This is a genomic window from Wolbachia endosymbiont (group A) of Paraperithous gnathaulax (assembly GCF_964028485.1).
GTDB classification, from domain to species: Bacteria; Pseudomonadota; Alphaproteobacteria; order Rickettsiales; family Anaplasmataceae; genus Wolbachia; species Wolbachia pipientis.
In genome coordinates, this window is sequence record NZ_OZ034784.1 from 596,430 (window position 1) to 613,078 (window position 16,649).

At 34.7% G+C, this 16,649-nt stretch carries 12 protein-coding genes and 1 tRNA gene; 7 read left to right on the forward strand and 6 right to left on the reverse strand.

Features of this window, described 5'->3' with window-relative positions; genetic code table 11:
- Nucleotides 1–18 precede the first annotated feature (18 nt).
- Nucleotides 19–1,101, reverse strand: a complete 1,083-nt coding sequence (locus ABWU74_RS03150) for a GTP cyclohydrolase II (RefSeq protein WP_353289432.1) — start codon at nucleotides 1,099–1,101, stop codon at nucleotides 19–21.
- A gap of 29 nt (nucleotides 1,102–1,130) precedes the next feature.
- Nucleotides 1,131–1,218, reverse strand: a tRNA-Leu gene (locus ABWU74_RS03155).
- Nucleotides 1,219–1,408: 190 nt separating this feature from the next.
- Between ABWU74_RS03155 and ABWU74_RS03160 the strand changes: the two genes are divergently transcribed.
- Nucleotides 1,409–2,683 (forward strand): metallophosphoesterase, encoded by a 1,275-nt coding sequence (locus tag ABWU74_RS03160; protein ID WP_209473146.1) that lies wholly within the window; start codon nucleotides 1,409–1,411, stop codon nucleotides 2,681–2,683.
- A 27-nt stretch (nucleotides 2,684–2,710) separates the two neighbouring features.
- Here the strand turns inward: ABWU74_RS03160 and dnaA are convergent, their stop codons facing one another.
- Nucleotides 2,711–4,093 carry a chromosomal replication initiator protein DnaA gene (gene dnaA, locus ABWU74_RS03165; protein ID WP_010962298.1) on the reverse strand — a complete coding sequence of 461 codons (1,383 nt, stop codon included), beginning with the start codon at nucleotides 4,091–4,093 and terminating at the stop codon, nucleotides 2,711–2,713.
- Nucleotides 4,094–4,419: 326 nt separating this feature from the next.
- Here dnaA and ABWU74_RS03170 point away from each other — a divergent pair, with 326 nt between their 5' ends.
- Nucleotides 4,420–5,157 (forward strand): glutamine synthetase, encoded by a 738-nt coding sequence (locus ABWU74_RS03170; RefSeq protein ID WP_010963182.1) that lies wholly within the window; start codon nucleotides 4,420–4,422, stop codon nucleotides 5,155–5,157.
- Between the two features lie 3 nt (nucleotides 5,158–5,160).
- Here ABWU74_RS03170 and ABWU74_RS03175 read toward each other — a convergent pair whose 3' ends face one another.
- Complete coding sequence (locus ABWU74_RS03175) at nucleotides 5,161–5,883, reverse strand: hypothetical protein (RefSeq protein WP_138264854.1); 723 nt, start codon at nucleotides 5,881–5,883, stop codon at nucleotides 5,161–5,163.
- A 175-nt stretch (nucleotides 5,884–6,058) separates the two neighbouring features.
- On the opposite strand from ABWU74_RS03175, the gene ABWU74_RS03180 reads away from it, so the two are divergent.
- The 5 genes from ABWU74_RS03180 (at nucleotide 6,059) to ubiA (ending at nucleotide 14,387) form a co-directional block, all read left to right on the forward strand.
- Complete coding sequence (locus tag ABWU74_RS03180) at nucleotides 6,059–9,133, forward strand: efflux RND transporter permease subunit (RefSeq protein ID WP_208571588.1); 3,075 nt, start codon at nucleotides 6,059–6,061, stop codon at nucleotides 9,131–9,133.
- Nucleotides 9,134–9,221: 88 nt separating this feature from the next.
- Nucleotides 9,222–10,784, forward strand: a complete 1,563-nt coding sequence (nusA, locus tag ABWU74_RS03185; protein WP_070357032.1) for a transcription termination factor NusA — start codon at nucleotides 9,222–9,224, stop codon at nucleotides 10,782–10,784.
- A 9-nt stretch (nucleotides 10,785–10,793) separates the two neighbouring features.
- Nucleotides 10,794–13,118: a translation initiation factor IF-2 gene (gene infB, locus ABWU74_RS03190; RefSeq protein ID WP_264705815.1), complete on the forward strand. Its 2,325-nt coding sequence runs from the start codon at nucleotides 10,794–10,796 to the stop codon at nucleotides 13,116–13,118.
- Nucleotides 13,119–13,127: 9 nt separating this feature from the next.
- The gene (locus tag ABWU74_RS03195) at nucleotides 13,128–13,526 is read left to right on the forward strand and encodes a ribosome-binding factor A (RefSeq protein WP_353289433.1); all 399 of its coding nucleotides are present in this window, start codon (nucleotides 13,128–13,130) and stop codon (nucleotides 13,524–13,526) included.
- A 3-nt stretch (nucleotides 13,527–13,529) separates the two neighbouring features.
- Nucleotides 13,530–14,387, forward strand: a complete 858-nt coding sequence (gene ubiA, locus ABWU74_RS03200) for a 4-hydroxybenzoate octaprenyltransferase (protein ID WP_182319897.1) — start codon at nucleotides 13,530–13,532, stop codon at nucleotides 14,385–14,387.
- A gap of 318 nt (nucleotides 14,388–14,705) precedes the next feature.
- On the opposite strand, the gene ABWU74_RS03205 is transcribed toward ubiA, so the two are convergent.
- Together ABWU74_RS03205 and ABWU74_RS03210 are read right to left on the reverse strand one after the other, a co-directional pair.
- Nucleotides 14,706–14,882: a hypothetical protein gene (locus ABWU74_RS03205; protein ID WP_353289434.1), complete on the reverse strand. Its 177-nt coding sequence runs from the start codon at nucleotides 14,880–14,882 to the stop codon at nucleotides 14,706–14,708.
- Between the two features lie 210 nt (nucleotides 14,883–15,092).
- Complete coding sequence (locus tag ABWU74_RS03210) at nucleotides 15,093–16,571, reverse strand: UbiD family decarboxylase (RefSeq protein WP_209472400.1); 1,479 nt, start codon at nucleotides 16,569–16,571, stop codon at nucleotides 15,093–15,095.
- Nucleotides 16,572–16,649 lie beyond the last annotated feature (78 nt).

A 16,649-nucleotide genomic window follows, 5' to 3' on the forward strand; every position in this document is an offset into this window, starting at 1 on the left:
GTAGTTACAGCAAAAAAGCTAAAAAACTCTTAATCTATGGCCTAATTTACCAAACTTTGTCTCCATATATGAATCGTTATATTTATTACGTTCCACAATAAGTGGTAGACACTTTGTAACTCCTATACCACTACTTTCCAATTCTGACAATTTCCTATCATTGTTTGTAAGTAATTGGATTTTGTTAATGTTCAATTTCTTAAGCATTTTAGCTGCAACAGCAAAACTCCTTTCATCATCTTCAAAACCCAATATTCTATTTGCATCAACAGTATCAAGATTATGTCCTCTTTGCATACTGTACGCTCTTAACTTATTAGTTAAACCAATGCCTCTTCCATCTTGCATCAAATACAATATAATACCACTTCCAGAGTCAGCTATCATTTGAATTGCTTGATGTAACTGACTTCTGCAATCGCATGACAAGCTATCTAACAAGTCACCCGTATAGCACGAAGAATGAATTCTCACTAATGGTTCGTCATCTTTATCTGGATTGCCAATGATAATTGCATGATGTTCTCTTCCACCACTTTCGGTTCTATAAGATATGATATTTACTTCTTGAGTCTGTTTTAAAAATAATGATGTTTTGCACACTTCATATACATCCTGATTTTCTTGAAAATTATTTATGAATGACGTGTCCAGTGCAATAACGTCATTTTTCTCGCACCAATTTCGCATTTCATGGTTATTCTCAAAAGTTATATCAGCCACTAACGCGTATGGCAATAATTCTGAGAACTTAAGCAAGGCAATAGCACATTCATCTATTGTCTTTGAGCATTGCAACTCTTTTATGCAATCTTCCTTTGAACAGTTTATTAAATAGAGCAGTTCATCAAAATTATTCACCAACAGACGTTTGCTGTTATGTTCTTTATTCTGAGATATGTATTTTACCTTACTTGAAGTTAAAGTAACATATACATTACTTGATGTAAGCTTGTATTGATTAAATAAATCTCTTTCTAAAGCCTCAGCAGCAGCAAACAATAGGTAATTACTTTCATCATATATTACAATTGGCCGACCGCGCCTGATTTCGCTGATAGCTCTTTCTACCTTATTGCTACTCTGATTTCCTATAAACATTTTTACCCATATTAAACAGCGATAAAAACTGGTGCGGCCGAGAAGACTTGAACTTCCAAGGCCTTATGAGCCACAGCGACCTCAACGCTGCGTGTCTACCAATTCCACCACGGCCGCACTATATTCTAGTTTTTATATAATTATTTTAAATTACTTAATCATTTTAGAATTTTTCATCTAGAGTGTCAATCTGATACTAGAATAATTTAGAAATTGTTTGTATAATTTGATTATGAATTTTGTGATTATAAATTTTAATCATTTAAGATAACCTTACTACTAATTTTTAACTTAGGTTTTTATACAAATGAATATAGCTAATATCTTTATTTTTTTAGCTCTCTCTCTTATAACTAGCTTTCATTTCGTCCATGCACAAATATTATACACATGGTCTCAAGTTATCCCAGAAAATAAACTAAGCATACGCGCAATTACGGACAATGACATGTGTCCCATTGTTTATGTTGATGGCGAGGAAACAGAAATGCTGAATCGCAGCTCAATTAACAATGGTGATCATAACGAAACAGTTTGTGAACTGACAGTACAAACAAGTGCCAAAAACATTAGTATTGAGGATCTACGGGTTCCTATATTACCAAAAAAGGTTAATAAAATTGCTTTCATTGGTGACACGGGCTGTAGAATAAATATGTTATTTCAGCAGGAATGTAATTCGGTAGATAGCTGGCCTTTAAAAAAAAATTTAGATTCAATCGCCCTTCATAAACCAGATTTAATTATCCATGTTGGTGATTATCATTATAGGCAAACAAAATGTAGAAATACAAAAAAGTGTGGCGATATTTATGGATATAATAAAGAAGTTTGGTACGCTGATTGGTTTGAGCCTGCAAAGGATATTTTATCACAATCCCCTTTCCTTTTTGTTCGTGGAAACCATGAGAGTTGTGATAGAGCTTATGAAGGATGGTTCAGGTATCTAGATTCATACCCCTTTTCGTCTGAAAAATGTGGAAACTTCGTTTCTAGTTGGTCCTTAGATGCTGGACCGATGAAATTTTTTATCTTCGACTCTTCATCCGGTGAGGATATTTTTACAACCCAAAGCACAATTGATGCTTTTGAGAGGCAATTTGATAAATTGATACAAAATAGTTCTGACAAGCCCATGTGGTTTTTAACTCATAAACCGCTTTGGAGATCTCCAAAAAAAGAATTTTTGACATTAAAAAGCCATGGTAATCTTACACAAATCGAAGCTTTTGGAGATAAATTTCCAAGCAATGTTACTACCATAATTTCTGGCCACATTCATATAGCCCAGATTTTATTAATGGATAATGTTCCAGACCAAATTATAGTTGGAAACGGTGGTGCATCATTACACGCTCAAGATCAAGAATCTGTTTATCAAAATGTAGAATTTGACTATTCAAATGGTAAAAACTACTTAGCACACGAGGTTAGAAACTTTTTTGGCTTTGGCTTTGCAATACTAAATTTAGATGATCACGAATTTACCTTCTATAATCAACACAATAAGGAAATGTATTCTGCGAAGCTAACAGAAGATTTTAAACTTAAACGGATTAAAACTATAGTCGATTCATTTTAGGATTTGTTATTAGCTATTTTAAAAACGCTACTTAAACATTTTTTTTAATCGATTGATTTCATCAGCAAATTTTGAGTCGGTCTTTATAAAATTTTCTACTTGTTTTACTGCATGTATAACAGTAGCATGGTCTCTGCCACCAAAGTTTCTCCCAATATCTGGTAGGCTTTTTTGCGTAAATTTTTTGGCAAAATACATAGCTATTTGTCTTGGCCTTGCAAGACTGCGAAGCCTTCTATTGGATTGCATATCTGCAACCTTTATATTGAAAAATTCAGCTACTTTCTTTTGTATTTCTTCTATTGTGACTGACCTATGATTTGACCTAAGAAGATCGATTAGGGTTTCACTAGCTGATTCTACCGTCATACTTCTTCCAATTAATGAGGTATGGGTAACCTTATTTAATGCTCCTTCTAATTCTCTTATATTAGATTTTATGTTCCTTGCTAAAAACTCTAGGACATCTTTCGGAACATACATATTCATCTGCTCCACTTTTGCCTGCAATATACCAAGCCTTAATTCAAAAGTTGTTTCATTAATATCTGCCACCAACCCCCAACCGAGTCGTGATTTTATTCTTTCTTCCACTCCATCAAGATCACTAGGAGACCTATCAGCTGATATAACCAATTGTTTATTTTGGTCTATCAATGCATTGAAAGTGTGAAAAAATTCTTCTTGTGTACTATCTTTACCACTGATAAATTGCACATCATCTACCATCAATACATCTACTGATCTAAATTGCTCTTTAAATAACATAATATCTTTGCTTCGCAGCGCTGTAATATATTGGTACATGAATTTCTCTGCTGATAAATACACCACTTTTCTTTTTGCTGATGGGGAATTGACTATGTGCCAAGCTATAGCATGCATTAGATGTGTTTTACCAAGTCCCACTCCACCATATAGAAACAAAGGATTGCTGCCTAATATTGGATCTATAGATTCTGCCACACGCTTTGCCGCCGTAAATGCTAATTCATTTGGCTTTCCCACTACAAAATTATCAAAGGTGAACCTTGGATCCAGCGGCGAACCAAGATTATGATTACTTTCCTCTCTGTTTTTTAGTATAACATTAAAATTTGAATTCCTCTCCTCAATTACTTGAATATCAATAGAACGTATACTTTTATCTTCGCTTTGCCATAATGATAATATTTTTTTCATGTAATGAACTGTAATCCACTCTTTTATAAACCTTGTTGACACGGATAAAAGAACTTCCCCATTTCTGCTACTGACAAATTTTAGTGAACTCAGCCAGCTATTATATGTTGCTTCTCCATAAAGATTATAAAGACAATTTTGGATTTTTTCCCAAGTAACATTGTGATCCGTTACTGTAATAATCTGATCAAAAAACATAGTAGAAACCTTAGGGCTAGTTAAGTTCATATACCACACCAAGAAAAAAGCAATAATTAGAAAAATATAAGATAATCAATAGCTTACTGCAAAATGAAAAGCTAATACTACTTAATACATACTAAAAATTATGGTGATTTTTTGATGGGTTGTAAAGGGTATAAAAACATTAAAATTGATCATTTTTATTTCAAAAAAATGATCAATTTGTAAATGTCGCTTGTATCGAGGATTAGAAGCATGCTATTAAAAACAGTAATACATTATGTATAAATAAGATGTTAAATTTACTGGCAAATAAGTAAAGTATTCATATAAATATAGCTAACCTAATATAGATTTACTGAAGCAAATTTATGATTATATTAAGTAATTTGAGTTGTTATGCTGTATTCGGTATTGAACTAGAGTTTTACATTGAAGGAATAGAAAAAGAATACTTATTTCTGAATAGCATCAAAAATAAAATAGCATCTCTTGAATTTTCTTGCGAGAAGGAGAATTCTACACATCAGTATGAGATAAAAAGTGGTTGTTATACGAACTCCTACAATTTAATTAAGCATTTTGAGTTAGCAAAACAATCACTTACTGAAACAGCACAAAAACTAGGTGGGAATGTTTCTTTTAAAGCAAAGCCTTATTTGGATAGAGCAGGCAGTGCATTAAATGTGCATGTTAATCTCGTGAATTCAAATAACGGTAACTTATTTTATATCAATGAGCAAAAGTACAGTGACTATCTGATTCATAGTATTGGTGGATTATGTGCAATGATGAAAAAACATATGTTGTTTTTTGCTCCAAATGATGATTCATATTTAAGATTTCAGTATCCGGATATTCACACTCCAACTACGATTAGTTGGGGAGTAAATAACAGAACTGCTGCGATAAGAATTCCCTATTTTGGCAACGATTCCAAAAGATGCCGCCTAGAGCACCGTGTTCCTGGAACAGATTGTAACCTTGAAAAAGTACTCACAGCAATAATTGAAGGTATAGTTTTTGGTATAGAGAACAAAATTGCTCCGCCAAATAGAGTGTATGGCATTGCATCTGATCCTCAATATAAGATGGAGAGTTTGATATAGCAACTACCTGTTAAACCCTAACCCATTAAACTCCTTTGAGGTAATTGGCCATTCTAGCACTTTCCTCACATCATTATTTACATTCCCATACTGTAATAGCAAGTCTGCAGCAGATAGTTTCTGCGTACTTTTAGATGATCCAAGCCCTATATTGGTAAGGTTGCTCGGTGGCTGCTCAGGAAGTGGATTACCAGATACATCCATGTGTTCAGGGAGAGATTTCATCTGATTCTTTATAGAGCTAGAGTTATTTTGTGCAGGATTTCTATCATCTGACATGTCAAGAATAATTTTCTCAGGTACTACCATAGTTTTTGTATAATCAGCAGAATGACTGCCTTCAGTGTTCTTAAATTCATCAAGAATTGGTTCGCCAAACGCATTTATAGGGCCACCAAGTGATCCTTTCTCCATGCGCTCTTCTGCTCTTTTCCTTATTATTTCTTCTGCTAGCTCAGTTTCAGTTCTTTTTGGTTCTTTTACGGTACCTTTTTCTTCACCTTCATCTCCTGAAACACCAGTAATTTCAGCAGGCTGTTCTTTTTTAGTTCTTATTTTATGAATCAGCGAAAGTAATAAGTAAGTAACTGCAGCAGCAGAAACGATAATGGCTATCTTTGCGGCAATGTGGATTGCTGTTAAAAATATTAAAGCTGATAAAGCTCCAGCTAATCCAGACACAATAACTTTATTTTTGCCTTTTGTTATATTTAGAATTGCCACCATAATAACCTCTCAAATACTGCTCTAGAATTATTATACAGAAATTTTCTTATACTTGCAATTTTGCAAAAATTTTAATTATTTGCGTAAAGTTTTAAAGCTACACAAGGATTAATTAATATGCAATGTATCTCGACTATAATATTGTACAAACGCACATATTCAGCTAACATTCAACATGCAGAGCTTACTCATAGAGCGAAACAGGGCGGTGGTATTATTACTTATAGTAATTTTTATCTTCGGTTCATACGTTTATGTAAAAATGCCAAGGGAAAGCAATCCTGGTATACAGATTCCTATAATCAGCGTGTTTGTTGGACTTCCTGGGATTTCTGCTCAAGATAGTGAAAAGCTATTAGTGCTTCCTATAGAAAATGAACTAAGATCCATCGAAGGTGTAAGAGAATTGAGAGCTTTTGCAACTAATGATGGTGCTCACATGATACTCGAATTTGGAACAGAGTATGATAATAAAGAAGTGCTCGATAATGTCCGTTCAAAGCTTTCAAACATAAAATCGAAGTTACCTGTTGAAGCGGAATCTCCGATAATCAATGAAATAAACTTGAGCTTATTTCCGATACTCAATGTCGGCTTAATTGGTAATTTGCCAGAAAGAGCCTTAACTGAAATAGCACGCAAGCTAAAGAAAGAAATAGAATCTCTGCCAAATGTTCTCAAAGTTGAAGTGGCAGGTATGCGTAAAGAAACAGTGGAAGTGATAGTTGAGCCCACAGTTCTAACAAAATATAACATTCAATCAAACGAAATATTCCAAGCTATATCAAGCAATAACAGACTAGTGGGAGCTGGGTCACTGGAAAATGATACCGGTAAATATTCGATTAAAATATCAGGGTTATTAAAAGATATAGAAGATATTATGAATATTCCTATTAGATCTCAAGGCGATGCAGTTTTGAGAATCAAAGATATAGCAAAAGTATACCCTAGGTTTGAGGATCACCAAGGATTTGCTCGCATTAATGGATTACCTAGTGTCGTGCTAGGAATTTCAAAACGTAACGGAAAAAACATAATAGACACAGTAAATCAAGTAAAATACTTAATGGATAAGGCAAAAGATCAATTACCTGAAAATTTAAAAGTGGTGTACTTAAACGACCAGTCAAAAAACGTCCGCGATGTGCTTGATGACTTGGAAAACGGCATAATATTTGCTGTGTTGTTAATATTGATCATAATGATGCTTTCTATGGGAACAAGGATTGCTATTCTTGTGGCACTCTCGATACCCGGTTCCTTTCTCATTGGGATAATAGCTCTTTACTTTATGGGTATAACCTTAAATATCGTTGTGCTCTTCAGTTTAATTATGGCTGTTGGCATGTTGGTTGATGATGCAATTGTGATCAGCGAATATGCCGATAGAAAGATGATCTGCGGAATGGACAAAGTAGAAGCTTTTTACACTTCAGTTCGTGATATGTTTTATCCGGTTCTATCATCAACGTTAACTAAATTAGCAGTGTTTTTTCCTCTATTATTCTGGCCTGATACTGTTGGTAAATTCATGCAGTACATACCAATTACAATAATCCTAACTTTGACTGGATCGCTCATTATGGCTTTGGTTTTTATACCAACACTTGGTGCAATATTTGGTAAGCCTTCGATAACTTCAAAAAAAGAAATAAAAAAAATGAGTGCTATAGAAAGTGGTGAAATAAAAAATGCTGGGCCTATAATAAGAGCTTACGTACGCATGCTAGAGAAGGTTTTGGATCATCCTAAAAAATTCGTATGTGCTACTGTATTCGTTTTGTTTTCATTTAGTGTGCTGTACTTTACTTTTGGTCCTGGAGTAAAGTTTTTTCCGAAAGTGGATTCAGATAATATTTTAATCAGTGTTAAAGCAAAAGAAAGCTTATCAGCCAAAGAACGAGATCTGATACTCAAAGAAGTGGAAGAACGCATTTTGAGCATTGAAAAAGAAATTCATGTTTCTTATGCTAGATCAGGAGCATTTTCAGACAACGTTATCGCCAGAATACAACTAGAACTTATGGATTGGCGCTTCAGGCGCAAAGCTAAGCACATACTAAATGATATAAGGAGCAGTGTGCAAGACATGAAAGGAATAATAATTAATGTTCAAGAGGAAAAGCCAGGACCGTCGGCTGACAAGCCAATACAAATTAACCTCAGCGGGAGTGTATCCAGTTTGAATTTAGCAGCAGAGAAAATTCTAGAAATTATGAACCAACCTTCATCCGGGTTTATAAATATTCAAGATAGCAGATCAGCACCTGAAATAGAGTGGAATATGAGTGTTGATAAGAGTAAGGCTACAAGCTCTGAAGTAAGTGTTGCAACCATTGGCGATTTTATAAAGATGGTTACAAATGGAGTATTGATTGGAAAATATAGACCAAATAACACGGATGAAGAAATCGATATTGTACTCCGTTTCCCCAGAAAGGACCGCAATATGAAGACTATAGACAATCTTTTTATCAATACAGTTAATGGCCCGTATCCTATGAGCAACATAGTAAAATATGCTCCCGAAAAAAAGGTAAACAAACTAAACAGGATTGATGGATTACGCACAGTGACAATCTCTGCTGACGTTGATACTGGCTATCTTGTTGATGAAAGAGTAAAGTTCATTCAGAATTCTATTGCCCAGGATTGGGACAAGGGAGTAAAAATTGATTTTAAAGGCGACAAAGAAGATCAACAAAAATCAGGAGCATTTTTGTTAAAGGCTTTTATATTAGCGATTACACTAATGATATTGGTATTAGTGACACAGTTTAATAATGTATACCATACATTTATCGTAATGACAGCAGTGTTTTTATCCACAACATGTGTGTTTTTTGTTTTCTTTCTTATCCAACAAGTTTTCGTAGTTGTTATGTGTGGAGTGGGGATAATTGCTTTGGCAGGAATTATAGTGAATAATAACATACTATTGCTTGATGCCTTTCATCATCAAATTAAGGTACACAAAAATGACATCAAGCGATGTGTAATAAACGCTGCAATTTCTCGCGTTAGGCCAATATTGCTTACCGTTGCAACCACAGTTCTTGGTTTAATACCGATGATTACCAGGTTAAATATCAATTTTTTTACGCTACAAATCACATATGATGCTCCATCAAGCCAGTGGTGGGTTGACATTTCAACAACCATAGCAAGTGGAATATTGGCTGCAACGGTTTTAACTTTATTCTTTACTCCTGCGTTGCTTGTTATACAAAAACATGAAAAAACTTGACTTAAATTAGCAATCATTTAACATTTAAGATAGTGTTCTTTGCCCGTTGGAGCTATAATTATAACTAATTACATTGGATTTATTTATTATGATTGCTAATCGTAAAAGCAGTGTTAAGCAGAAAAGTAACAAGAATAACATAGTTGGAAGCCTTGATGTAATAAAAACAGCAGGAGAGCTTTCACTTCAAAAAGGTTTAGATTTTGATGTTGTAATAAAGGCACTAGAAAGTGCTATAGAAGCAGTGGCTCATCAAAAATATGGTAGCAAAAGTAAAATTGTAGTTGATATAGATAGAAACACAGGCAAAGTTACTTCATATAGAAAACTAAAAGTTATTGATGATGAATCAAATGAAAAAGAGAATACTGAGTGTGAATCAATTACGCTTACACAAGCTAAATTAATAAAAGGAGATGCAAAAGTTGGAGATACTGTTAGTGAATTGCTCTCTCTTAACACTGATCTTGCTTCAGCAAGAATTGCCCAGCAAAAGATTGCTCAAGTAATTAAAGATGAAGAGTCAAAAAAGCAATATGAGGAGTTTAAAGATAAAGTGGGAGAAATAAGGTATGGTATTGTTAAACAAGTAGAATATTCAGATCTTATTATAGACATAAATGGCACTAGGGCATATCTTCCATTGCGAAATTTAACTGGTGGTGAATCATTTCGTGAAGGTGATAAGGTTAAAGCTTACATACAGACTGTTAAGCGCTCTGATGATGGACGTCAAATTATTCTTTCTAGGACTCATGAAGGCTTTTTGGAGGCATTATTAAATCAAGAAATACCAGAAATTGCTGACGGATTAGTGACAATTAAAGGTATAGCTAGAGATGCTGGTTCAAGGTCTAAGGTTGCCGTTTTCTCTCCCGACAAGAACATTGATCCAGTAGGTGCTTGTGTTGGAGTTAAGGGAGATAGAATAAAAACTATTATACACGAATTAAATGGTGAAAAAATTGACGTTATAAATTACTCCTCAGATTTGGGTCAATTCGTTATTAAAGCCATTACTCCTGCAGAAGTATCGAAGGTTATTATTGATGAAAATGAAAATTGCATAGAGTTAATAGTTGCTGAAGATCAATTGAGTTTAGCGATAGGAAAAAAGGGCCAGAATGTAAGATTAGCTTCAGAGCTTGTTGGATGGAAAATTGAGATATTAAGCACTCAGCAAGAATCAGAAAGGCGAAGTAAAGAACTTAGTCAATGTTCAGCTTTATTTGCTGAAGCTTTAAACTTAGAAGAGATTATGGGTCAGCTATTGGTAACAGAAGGTTTTTCAAGTGTAGAAGACATATCTAGCGCTTCAATTAAAGAGCTTGCTTCAATAGAGGGCTTTAATGAAGATATTGCAAACGAACTTCACAATAGAGCAAATAAGTACCTGAAAGCAGAAAATGATAGAAAAATAGAAGAGCTAAAAAGTTTAGGTATGGAGGATGATGTAATCAATTTAACTTTATCAATAGACAATAAAATTGCTCTTAGTAAGCATGATATTAAGACTTTAGAGGACATAGCAGATTTATCAAGTTATGAGTTTTGCAGCATACTCTCTTCCTCATCCGATAGCAAAGAAGATCTAAAAGATACAGTAGATTCAATAATCATAGAAGCACGTAAAAAGCTTGGATTAATATAATAAAATAATATGAATAATGAAGATATCAGTGATAAAAAATTAACGCTCCAAGGTTTAAGCAAGCTTAAATTAGACCTCAATTTAAACTCTTCAGCTAGCCCAAGTACTGGAGCTACAGTAGTAAAAAAAAGAAGAAAAAAATCTCATGATGCAGAAGAACATAATTTATTTGACGAGAGTAAATTATGTTCTTTAACAGAGAAAGAACAAATTTTTCGCATTAATGCTGTGCAGAATGCTGCTTTGCTGAAAGAAAGAAATCAGAGAGAAGAAAAAGAGAAAACAGCAAAAGAAGACAGCAATAAAGAGATTGACGAGAAAAATGAAGCGGACGCTTTATCTAAGGAAATAAATAAGCAAGTTTTAAGTAATACCCACTTAGTTGAACCAAAAGAAGATAGTATTGACCATGAGGACAACGATAAAAAGTCTTTTAAAGTCAACAAAGATATATATTCTAAGCATTCTAAACTGGTAATTGCACAGGCAATAGATGAAAAAACTGAACAACCCCCTGTATTTAAGCAAAGGTTTGGTATAAGAGGTAGAAAGTCAAAGTTTACTAAGGGTAAAAATATATCAAGAGAAGTTATTATACCAGACAAAATAACTATCAGGGAGTTATCTATTCGCATGGCAGAAGATAGCAAGAGTGTGCTAAAAATGTTCAAAGAAGAAGTCGGTGAGAGTTATAGAGTAGATGATCTGGTGGATCCAGATATAGCATGTGAAATAGTGGAAAAATTTAATCATACGGCTAAACGAGTGAGCGATACCAACAGAGAAAAAGATTTATTTTTTATAGAAGGCAGAGAAAGCCTGCCTAAAAAACCTAAACCACCAATCGTCACTTTTATGGGACACGTCGATCATGGTAAAACCTCATTGCTCGATGCATTTCGTGAATCTAATGTTGCAGAAAGAGAGTCAGGTGGCATAACTCAACACATAGGTGCTTATCAAATAACGACAAAAGATAAGCAAAAAATTACCTTTATTGATACACCAGGACATGAAGCGTTCACTGCGATGCGTGCACGTGGTGCCAATATTACTAATATAGTTGTAATAGTAGTTGCAGCTGACGATGGAATCATGAAACAAACAGTTGAAGCAATAAATCATGCAAAAGCAGCAAATGTTTCTATTATAGTTGCTATTAATAAAATTGATAAATCTGAGCCTGGTGATGTGGAGAAAGTAATGAGTAGCTTACCTCAATATGATCTCATTCCTGAAGAGCTTGGTGGTGATGTTATGATTGTGCCAGTATCAGCAAAAAAGAAAACTAATTTAGATAAACTAGAAGAGACGATTTTGTTAATCGCTGAATTAATGAAGCTAGAAGCAATAGAAGATTGTCGAGCACTTGGATGGGTAATAGAATCCAAAATAGATAAAGCGAAAGGAATATCAGCTACATTGATAGTTGAGGAAGGAACGTTAAAGGTTGGTGATATATTGGTAGTTGGTACAACATACAGTAAAGTACGTAGTATGGTTAATCACCTTGGTCAAAGAGAAAAAGCAGCACTACCCTCTGCTCCAATTGAAATTACTGGTCTAAATGGTGTACCAAATGCTGGAGATAAATTTGTTGTTGTAAATTCTGAAAAGCAGGCGCGTGAAATTGTTGAATACAGGCTAGAGTTAATCAAGAAAAAGAAAGAAGATTTGGGCGACAATAATTTAGATATATTCAGTCGTAATAACAGCGAAACAGAAGAACTATCTGTAGTTTTAAAGTGCGATGTAACTGGTTCTATTGAAGCAATATCAAGTTCAATTGATAAACTCGGTAAAGACCAAGTGAAATTAAATATCCTACACAAAGCAGTAGGAGGGATAACAGATTCAGATGTGCTGCTTGCAGAAGCATCAAGTGCAGTAATTTTAGCTTTTAATGTAAAAGTGGACTCAAAAATAAGGGACTTGGCAAAACAAAAAGGTATAGAAATACATACTTATAACATAATATACGAGCTCATTGACGACATGAGAATGTATTTAACTAAAATGTTAAAGCCTGTTACACGAGAGGTTCGTGTTGGTTCTGCATCTGTAAGGCAAATATTTAATGTATCTAAAGCTGGTAATATCATTGGATGTTATGTAAGTGATGGAGTCATAAAAAAAGATTCTTTAATTAAGGTAATGCGTGGTGGCAAATTGGTGCATGAAGGAAAGTTAAAAGCACTACGTAGATTTAAAGATGATGTTAAAGAAGTAGGTGTAAACTTTGAATGCGGAGTATCACTAGAGGGTAATGTCGATATTAAAGTTGGAGATATTTTGGAAGCTTATCAATTAGTGCAAGAAGAAAGGGTGTTATAGTAGCTGGATATGAAAAAGGAAATTAGAAACCTAAAGATAGCATCGGTATTGCATAGAGCAATATCAAGAGTTCTAATGGAAGGTAAGGTGTTCAATAAAAATGTAGCGGTATCTGACGTAAAATTAAGTAAAGATTTGAAAAAAGCAGATGTATATATTGTGTTATCTTCATTGAATATTCAAGTAGCTAACTACTTAGATCCAGAAAAAAGACGCACTGGAGATCCTTCTGAGAATAATTGTGATCTTAACACCGTTGTTAATGAAATGAACCAATCTGCATGGTCAATACGTAAATCTATACTGTGTTATGTTGATTTGCGATTTATACCTGAACTAGTTTTCAAGCCTGACTTAGCGTTCGATAATTTTGTTAATGTAAGCAAAATATTACATAATCACACTTAATTAATGCATTTCAATCGTTACTTTTCATTAATGAGGTTGCACAGTTTAACGGGTTTGTGGCTTGTGCTATTTCCCAGTTTGAGCGGTATTCTTTTAGCCTCAACTTCTCTATCGTATCAGGTTCTTTTTCTCCTTGTTTTGTTTACTATAGGTGCATTTTTAATGAGACCCGCAGGGTGCATAATCAATGATATCTTCGATAGAAAAATAGATGCGCACGTTGAACGAACAAAATATAGGCCACTTGCAAGTGGTGCATTAAACATAAAGCAGGCTTTGGCTTTACTTTCACTGCTACTGTCTATTGCCCTGGTAATCTTATTATTAACTAATAAAACTACACTCATACTTGGAATAATCTCAATGTGTATGATAGCTACTTACCCTTTATTAAAGCGGTATGTTTGGTGGCCACAATTGTTCTTAGGGTTTACCTTCAATATGGGATCGCTCATGGGCTCAGCAGCAATAACAAACCAGATCAGTATAGAATCCTTGCTGTTTTATATAGGATGCGTCTTTTGGACACTTAGCTATGACACCATATACGCCCATCAAGATAAAAAAGATGATGAAAAACTCGGGATGAAATCTACCGCATTATATTTTGGTGATACAACAAAATCTTGGTTGAAAAGATTTTATTTAATATCTCTTATGACGTGGCTATATGCTGGTATCTTATCATCATTAAATAACATTTTTTATATTGCTCTACTTGCTGTAGGGTTCATATTTCACCGCCAATACAAAAATTTCAATCCTGACGATCCCAGTCAATGCATGTCCATATTTAAAAATAATTCCTACGTAGGGTTGCTTCTCTTTTTTGGCATCCTTTTAGATAGAATTATCACCTAGGTCTCAAGAGTTTTGGCTCTAATGAAGTCAATAAACTCAGGTACTCGCAGAAACGAAAATTGCTTGACACCCTCCGCCAGCCCACTTATCATGAAACTGAAGCTATTGTATTTGCTTTCGCCAATCTGCAGATTAAAAGGTAAGGATTACTTAATGTATCGGCGTCTTATGTTCAATTTTTTGCAGTATATAGATACTGTATGTCTTTACAAAACTTCATCTACATCTAGATTTTTATCTAAATAAGCTGAACGCGCTTATAAAGAGTTACAAGACATCAAAAAATGCCAATACTCGACAGAGATAGTAAAAGACTAGCTAACTCGGGGATTCTTTGTCTTTTTTTCTGCTTAGTAAATTTCTTAAACATTTGCAGCGTAAGTTAGTTGCAATTAAAAGCAGCTGAATTTCGCTTTTCAAGCGTTTAAAACATAAAAAACGCCAATATTTTAAAGCAGATAATAACCCCAGGGCTTCTTTTGCCTTTTTTTTCATTTGGTAAATTTCTTAATATTTATAGCTAAACAACAACCGTCATCCCTAAGTATCCCGCTGCTTGTTAGCGGCTAAGAGATACCGCGGCGGTATAGCTATAGGATGACAAAAAAAAGGGCACTGTGACGAACTTAAATCACAATTATCAGTTAATGCCAATCGCGGCATTATAAAAAACGCCAAACTTTTTTCTGCTTTTATGCAAGAAGTCTAGTCCATATATTCCTCCCACTTCTCCGCGACTTTCCTTACTATTTCCTCACTCATCTCAATTTTCTTTCCCCACTCTCGTTTGGTTTCAGGCGGGATTTTATTTGTCGCATCAAATCCCATTTTACCTCCAAGTCCACTTTCAGGGGAAGCAAAGTCTAAATAATCAATAGGTACACTTTCTATCATGATTGTATCACGCACAGGGTCCATCCTCGTTGACATTGCCCACATTACTTCCTTCCAATCACGTACATTTATATCATTATCAACAACGATAATAAACTTCGTGTATAAAAACTGCTTTAGAAAAGAAAGTATGCCCATAACAATTCTTTTTGCCTGCCCTGGATAGGATTTTTTTATCGACACTATCGCTATTCTATATGAGCAACCTTCCGGTGGCAGATAAAAGTCCACTATCTCTGGAAATTGATTGATAAGAATGGGCACAAAAATTTCATTGAGTGCTTCACCAAGAATCGATGGTTCATCAGGTGGCTTGCCAGTGAAAGTGCTAAGATATATCGGGTTTTTACGCATAGTAATTGCAGTAATATTAAATTCAGGAAATTGCTCAACAGAATTATAGTAGCCGGTGTGATCTCCGTATGGCCCTTCGTCTTGATATCTATCCAAACTCACATAGCCTTCCAGAACGATTTCCGCGTGAGCTGGCACTTGAAGTGGAATAGTCTTACAATTTACAAGCTCAAGCGGCTTCTTTCGCAGTAGTCCAGCAAATTGGTATTCTGACAATGTTTCTGGCACTGGAGTTACTGCAGCAATAATCGTTGCAGGATCACTACCGATCACAGCAGCAGCAGGAAATTTCATATTTTGTTCCTTCTCTTTCCATCGTTTGTGGTGACCTGCACCACCACGATGTGCAAGCCAACGCATTAGAGTCGTTTTTTTATCTATGACCTGCATACGATATATTCCAAGATTGAAATTATCTTGTTTGTCTTTCGTAGGTCCTTTTGTCACCACAATTGGCCAGGTGATAAGTGGTGCAGGTTCATTTGGCCAGCATGTTTGAATGGGCAGTAGACTTAGGTCCACTTCATCTCCGGTTAGCACTACCTCTTGACATGGAGCCTTGCTCACGACTTTACTTCGCATCGATAACACGACTTTCAACAAAGGAAACATTTTTATAGCATCCTTAAAGTTTTTTGGCGGCTCAGGTGATTGCAAAAATGCTAAAAGTTTACCAAGATCTCTTAGTTCATCAGGATTTATGTTCAACCCCAATGCAATCCTCTTAATAGTACCAAATAAATTCACCAAAACAGGAATCGAATTTTTACCATTTTCTGTGACAACATTTTCAAAAATGATCGCTGGCCCTTTGTTTGACAAAACCCTACGGTGAATTTCTGTCATTTCAAGAACTGTTGAAACTTTCTCCTTAATTCTAATCAGATTCTTTTTTTCTTCTAAGGCTTTGATGAAGTCGCGTAAGTTGTTGTACATATTCCAGTTTTTAAAATTTTAAGTTTACATTTAGTTTTCAAGCACTTTATTGAAATTTGACCTATGCACTACTTTCCT

What these genes read in the sequence shown, in the direction of transcription:
- ABWU74_RS03150 (WP_353289432.1), bottom strand. Translation starts at nt 1,101, where the DNA reads ATGTTTATAGGAAATCAGAGTAGCAATAAGGTAGAAAGAGCTATCAGC.
- ABWU74_RS03160 (WP_209473146.1), top strand. Translation starts at nt 1,409, where the DNA reads ATGAATATAGCTAATATCTTTATTTTTTTAGCTCTCTCTCTTATAACT.
- dnaA (WP_010962298.1), bottom strand. Translation starts at nt 4,093, where the DNA reads ATGAACTTAACTAGCCCTAAGGTTTCTACTATGTTTTTTGATCAGATT.
- ABWU74_RS03170 (WP_010963182.1), top strand. Translation starts at nt 4,420, where the DNA reads ATGATTATATTAAGTAATTTGAGTTGTTATGCTGTATTCGGTATTGAA.
- ABWU74_RS03175 (WP_138264854.1), bottom strand. Translation starts at nt 5,883, where the DNA reads ATGGTGGCAATTCTAAATATAACAAAAGGCAAAAATAAAGTTATTGTG.
- ABWU74_RS03180 (WP_208571588.1), top strand. Translation starts at nt 6,059, where the DNA reads ATGCAGAGCTTACTCATAGAGCGAAACAGGGCGGTGGTATTATTACTT.
- nusA (WP_070357032.1), top strand. Translation starts at nt 9,222, where the DNA reads ATGATTGCTAATCGTAAAAGCAGTGTTAAGCAGAAAAGTAACAAGAAT.
- infB (WP_264705815.1), top strand. Translation starts at nt 10,794, where the DNA reads ATGAATAATGAAGATATCAGTGATAAAAAATTAACGCTCCAAGGTTTA.
- ABWU74_RS03195 (WP_353289433.1), top strand. Translation starts at nt 13,128, where the DNA reads ATGAAAAAGGAAATTAGAAACCTAAAGATAGCATCGGTATTGCATAGA.
- ubiA (WP_182319897.1), top strand. Translation starts at nt 13,530, where the DNA reads ATGCATTTCAATCGTTACTTTTCATTAATGAGGTTGCACAGTTTAACG.
- ABWU74_RS03205 (WP_353289434.1), bottom strand. Translation starts at nt 14,882, where the DNA reads ATGAAAAAAAAGGCAAAAGAAGCCCTGGGGTTATTATCTGCTTTAAAA.
- ABWU74_RS03210 (WP_209472400.1), bottom strand. Translation starts at nt 16,571, where the DNA reads ATGTACAACAACTTACGCGACTTCATCAAAGCCTTAGAAGAAAAAAAG.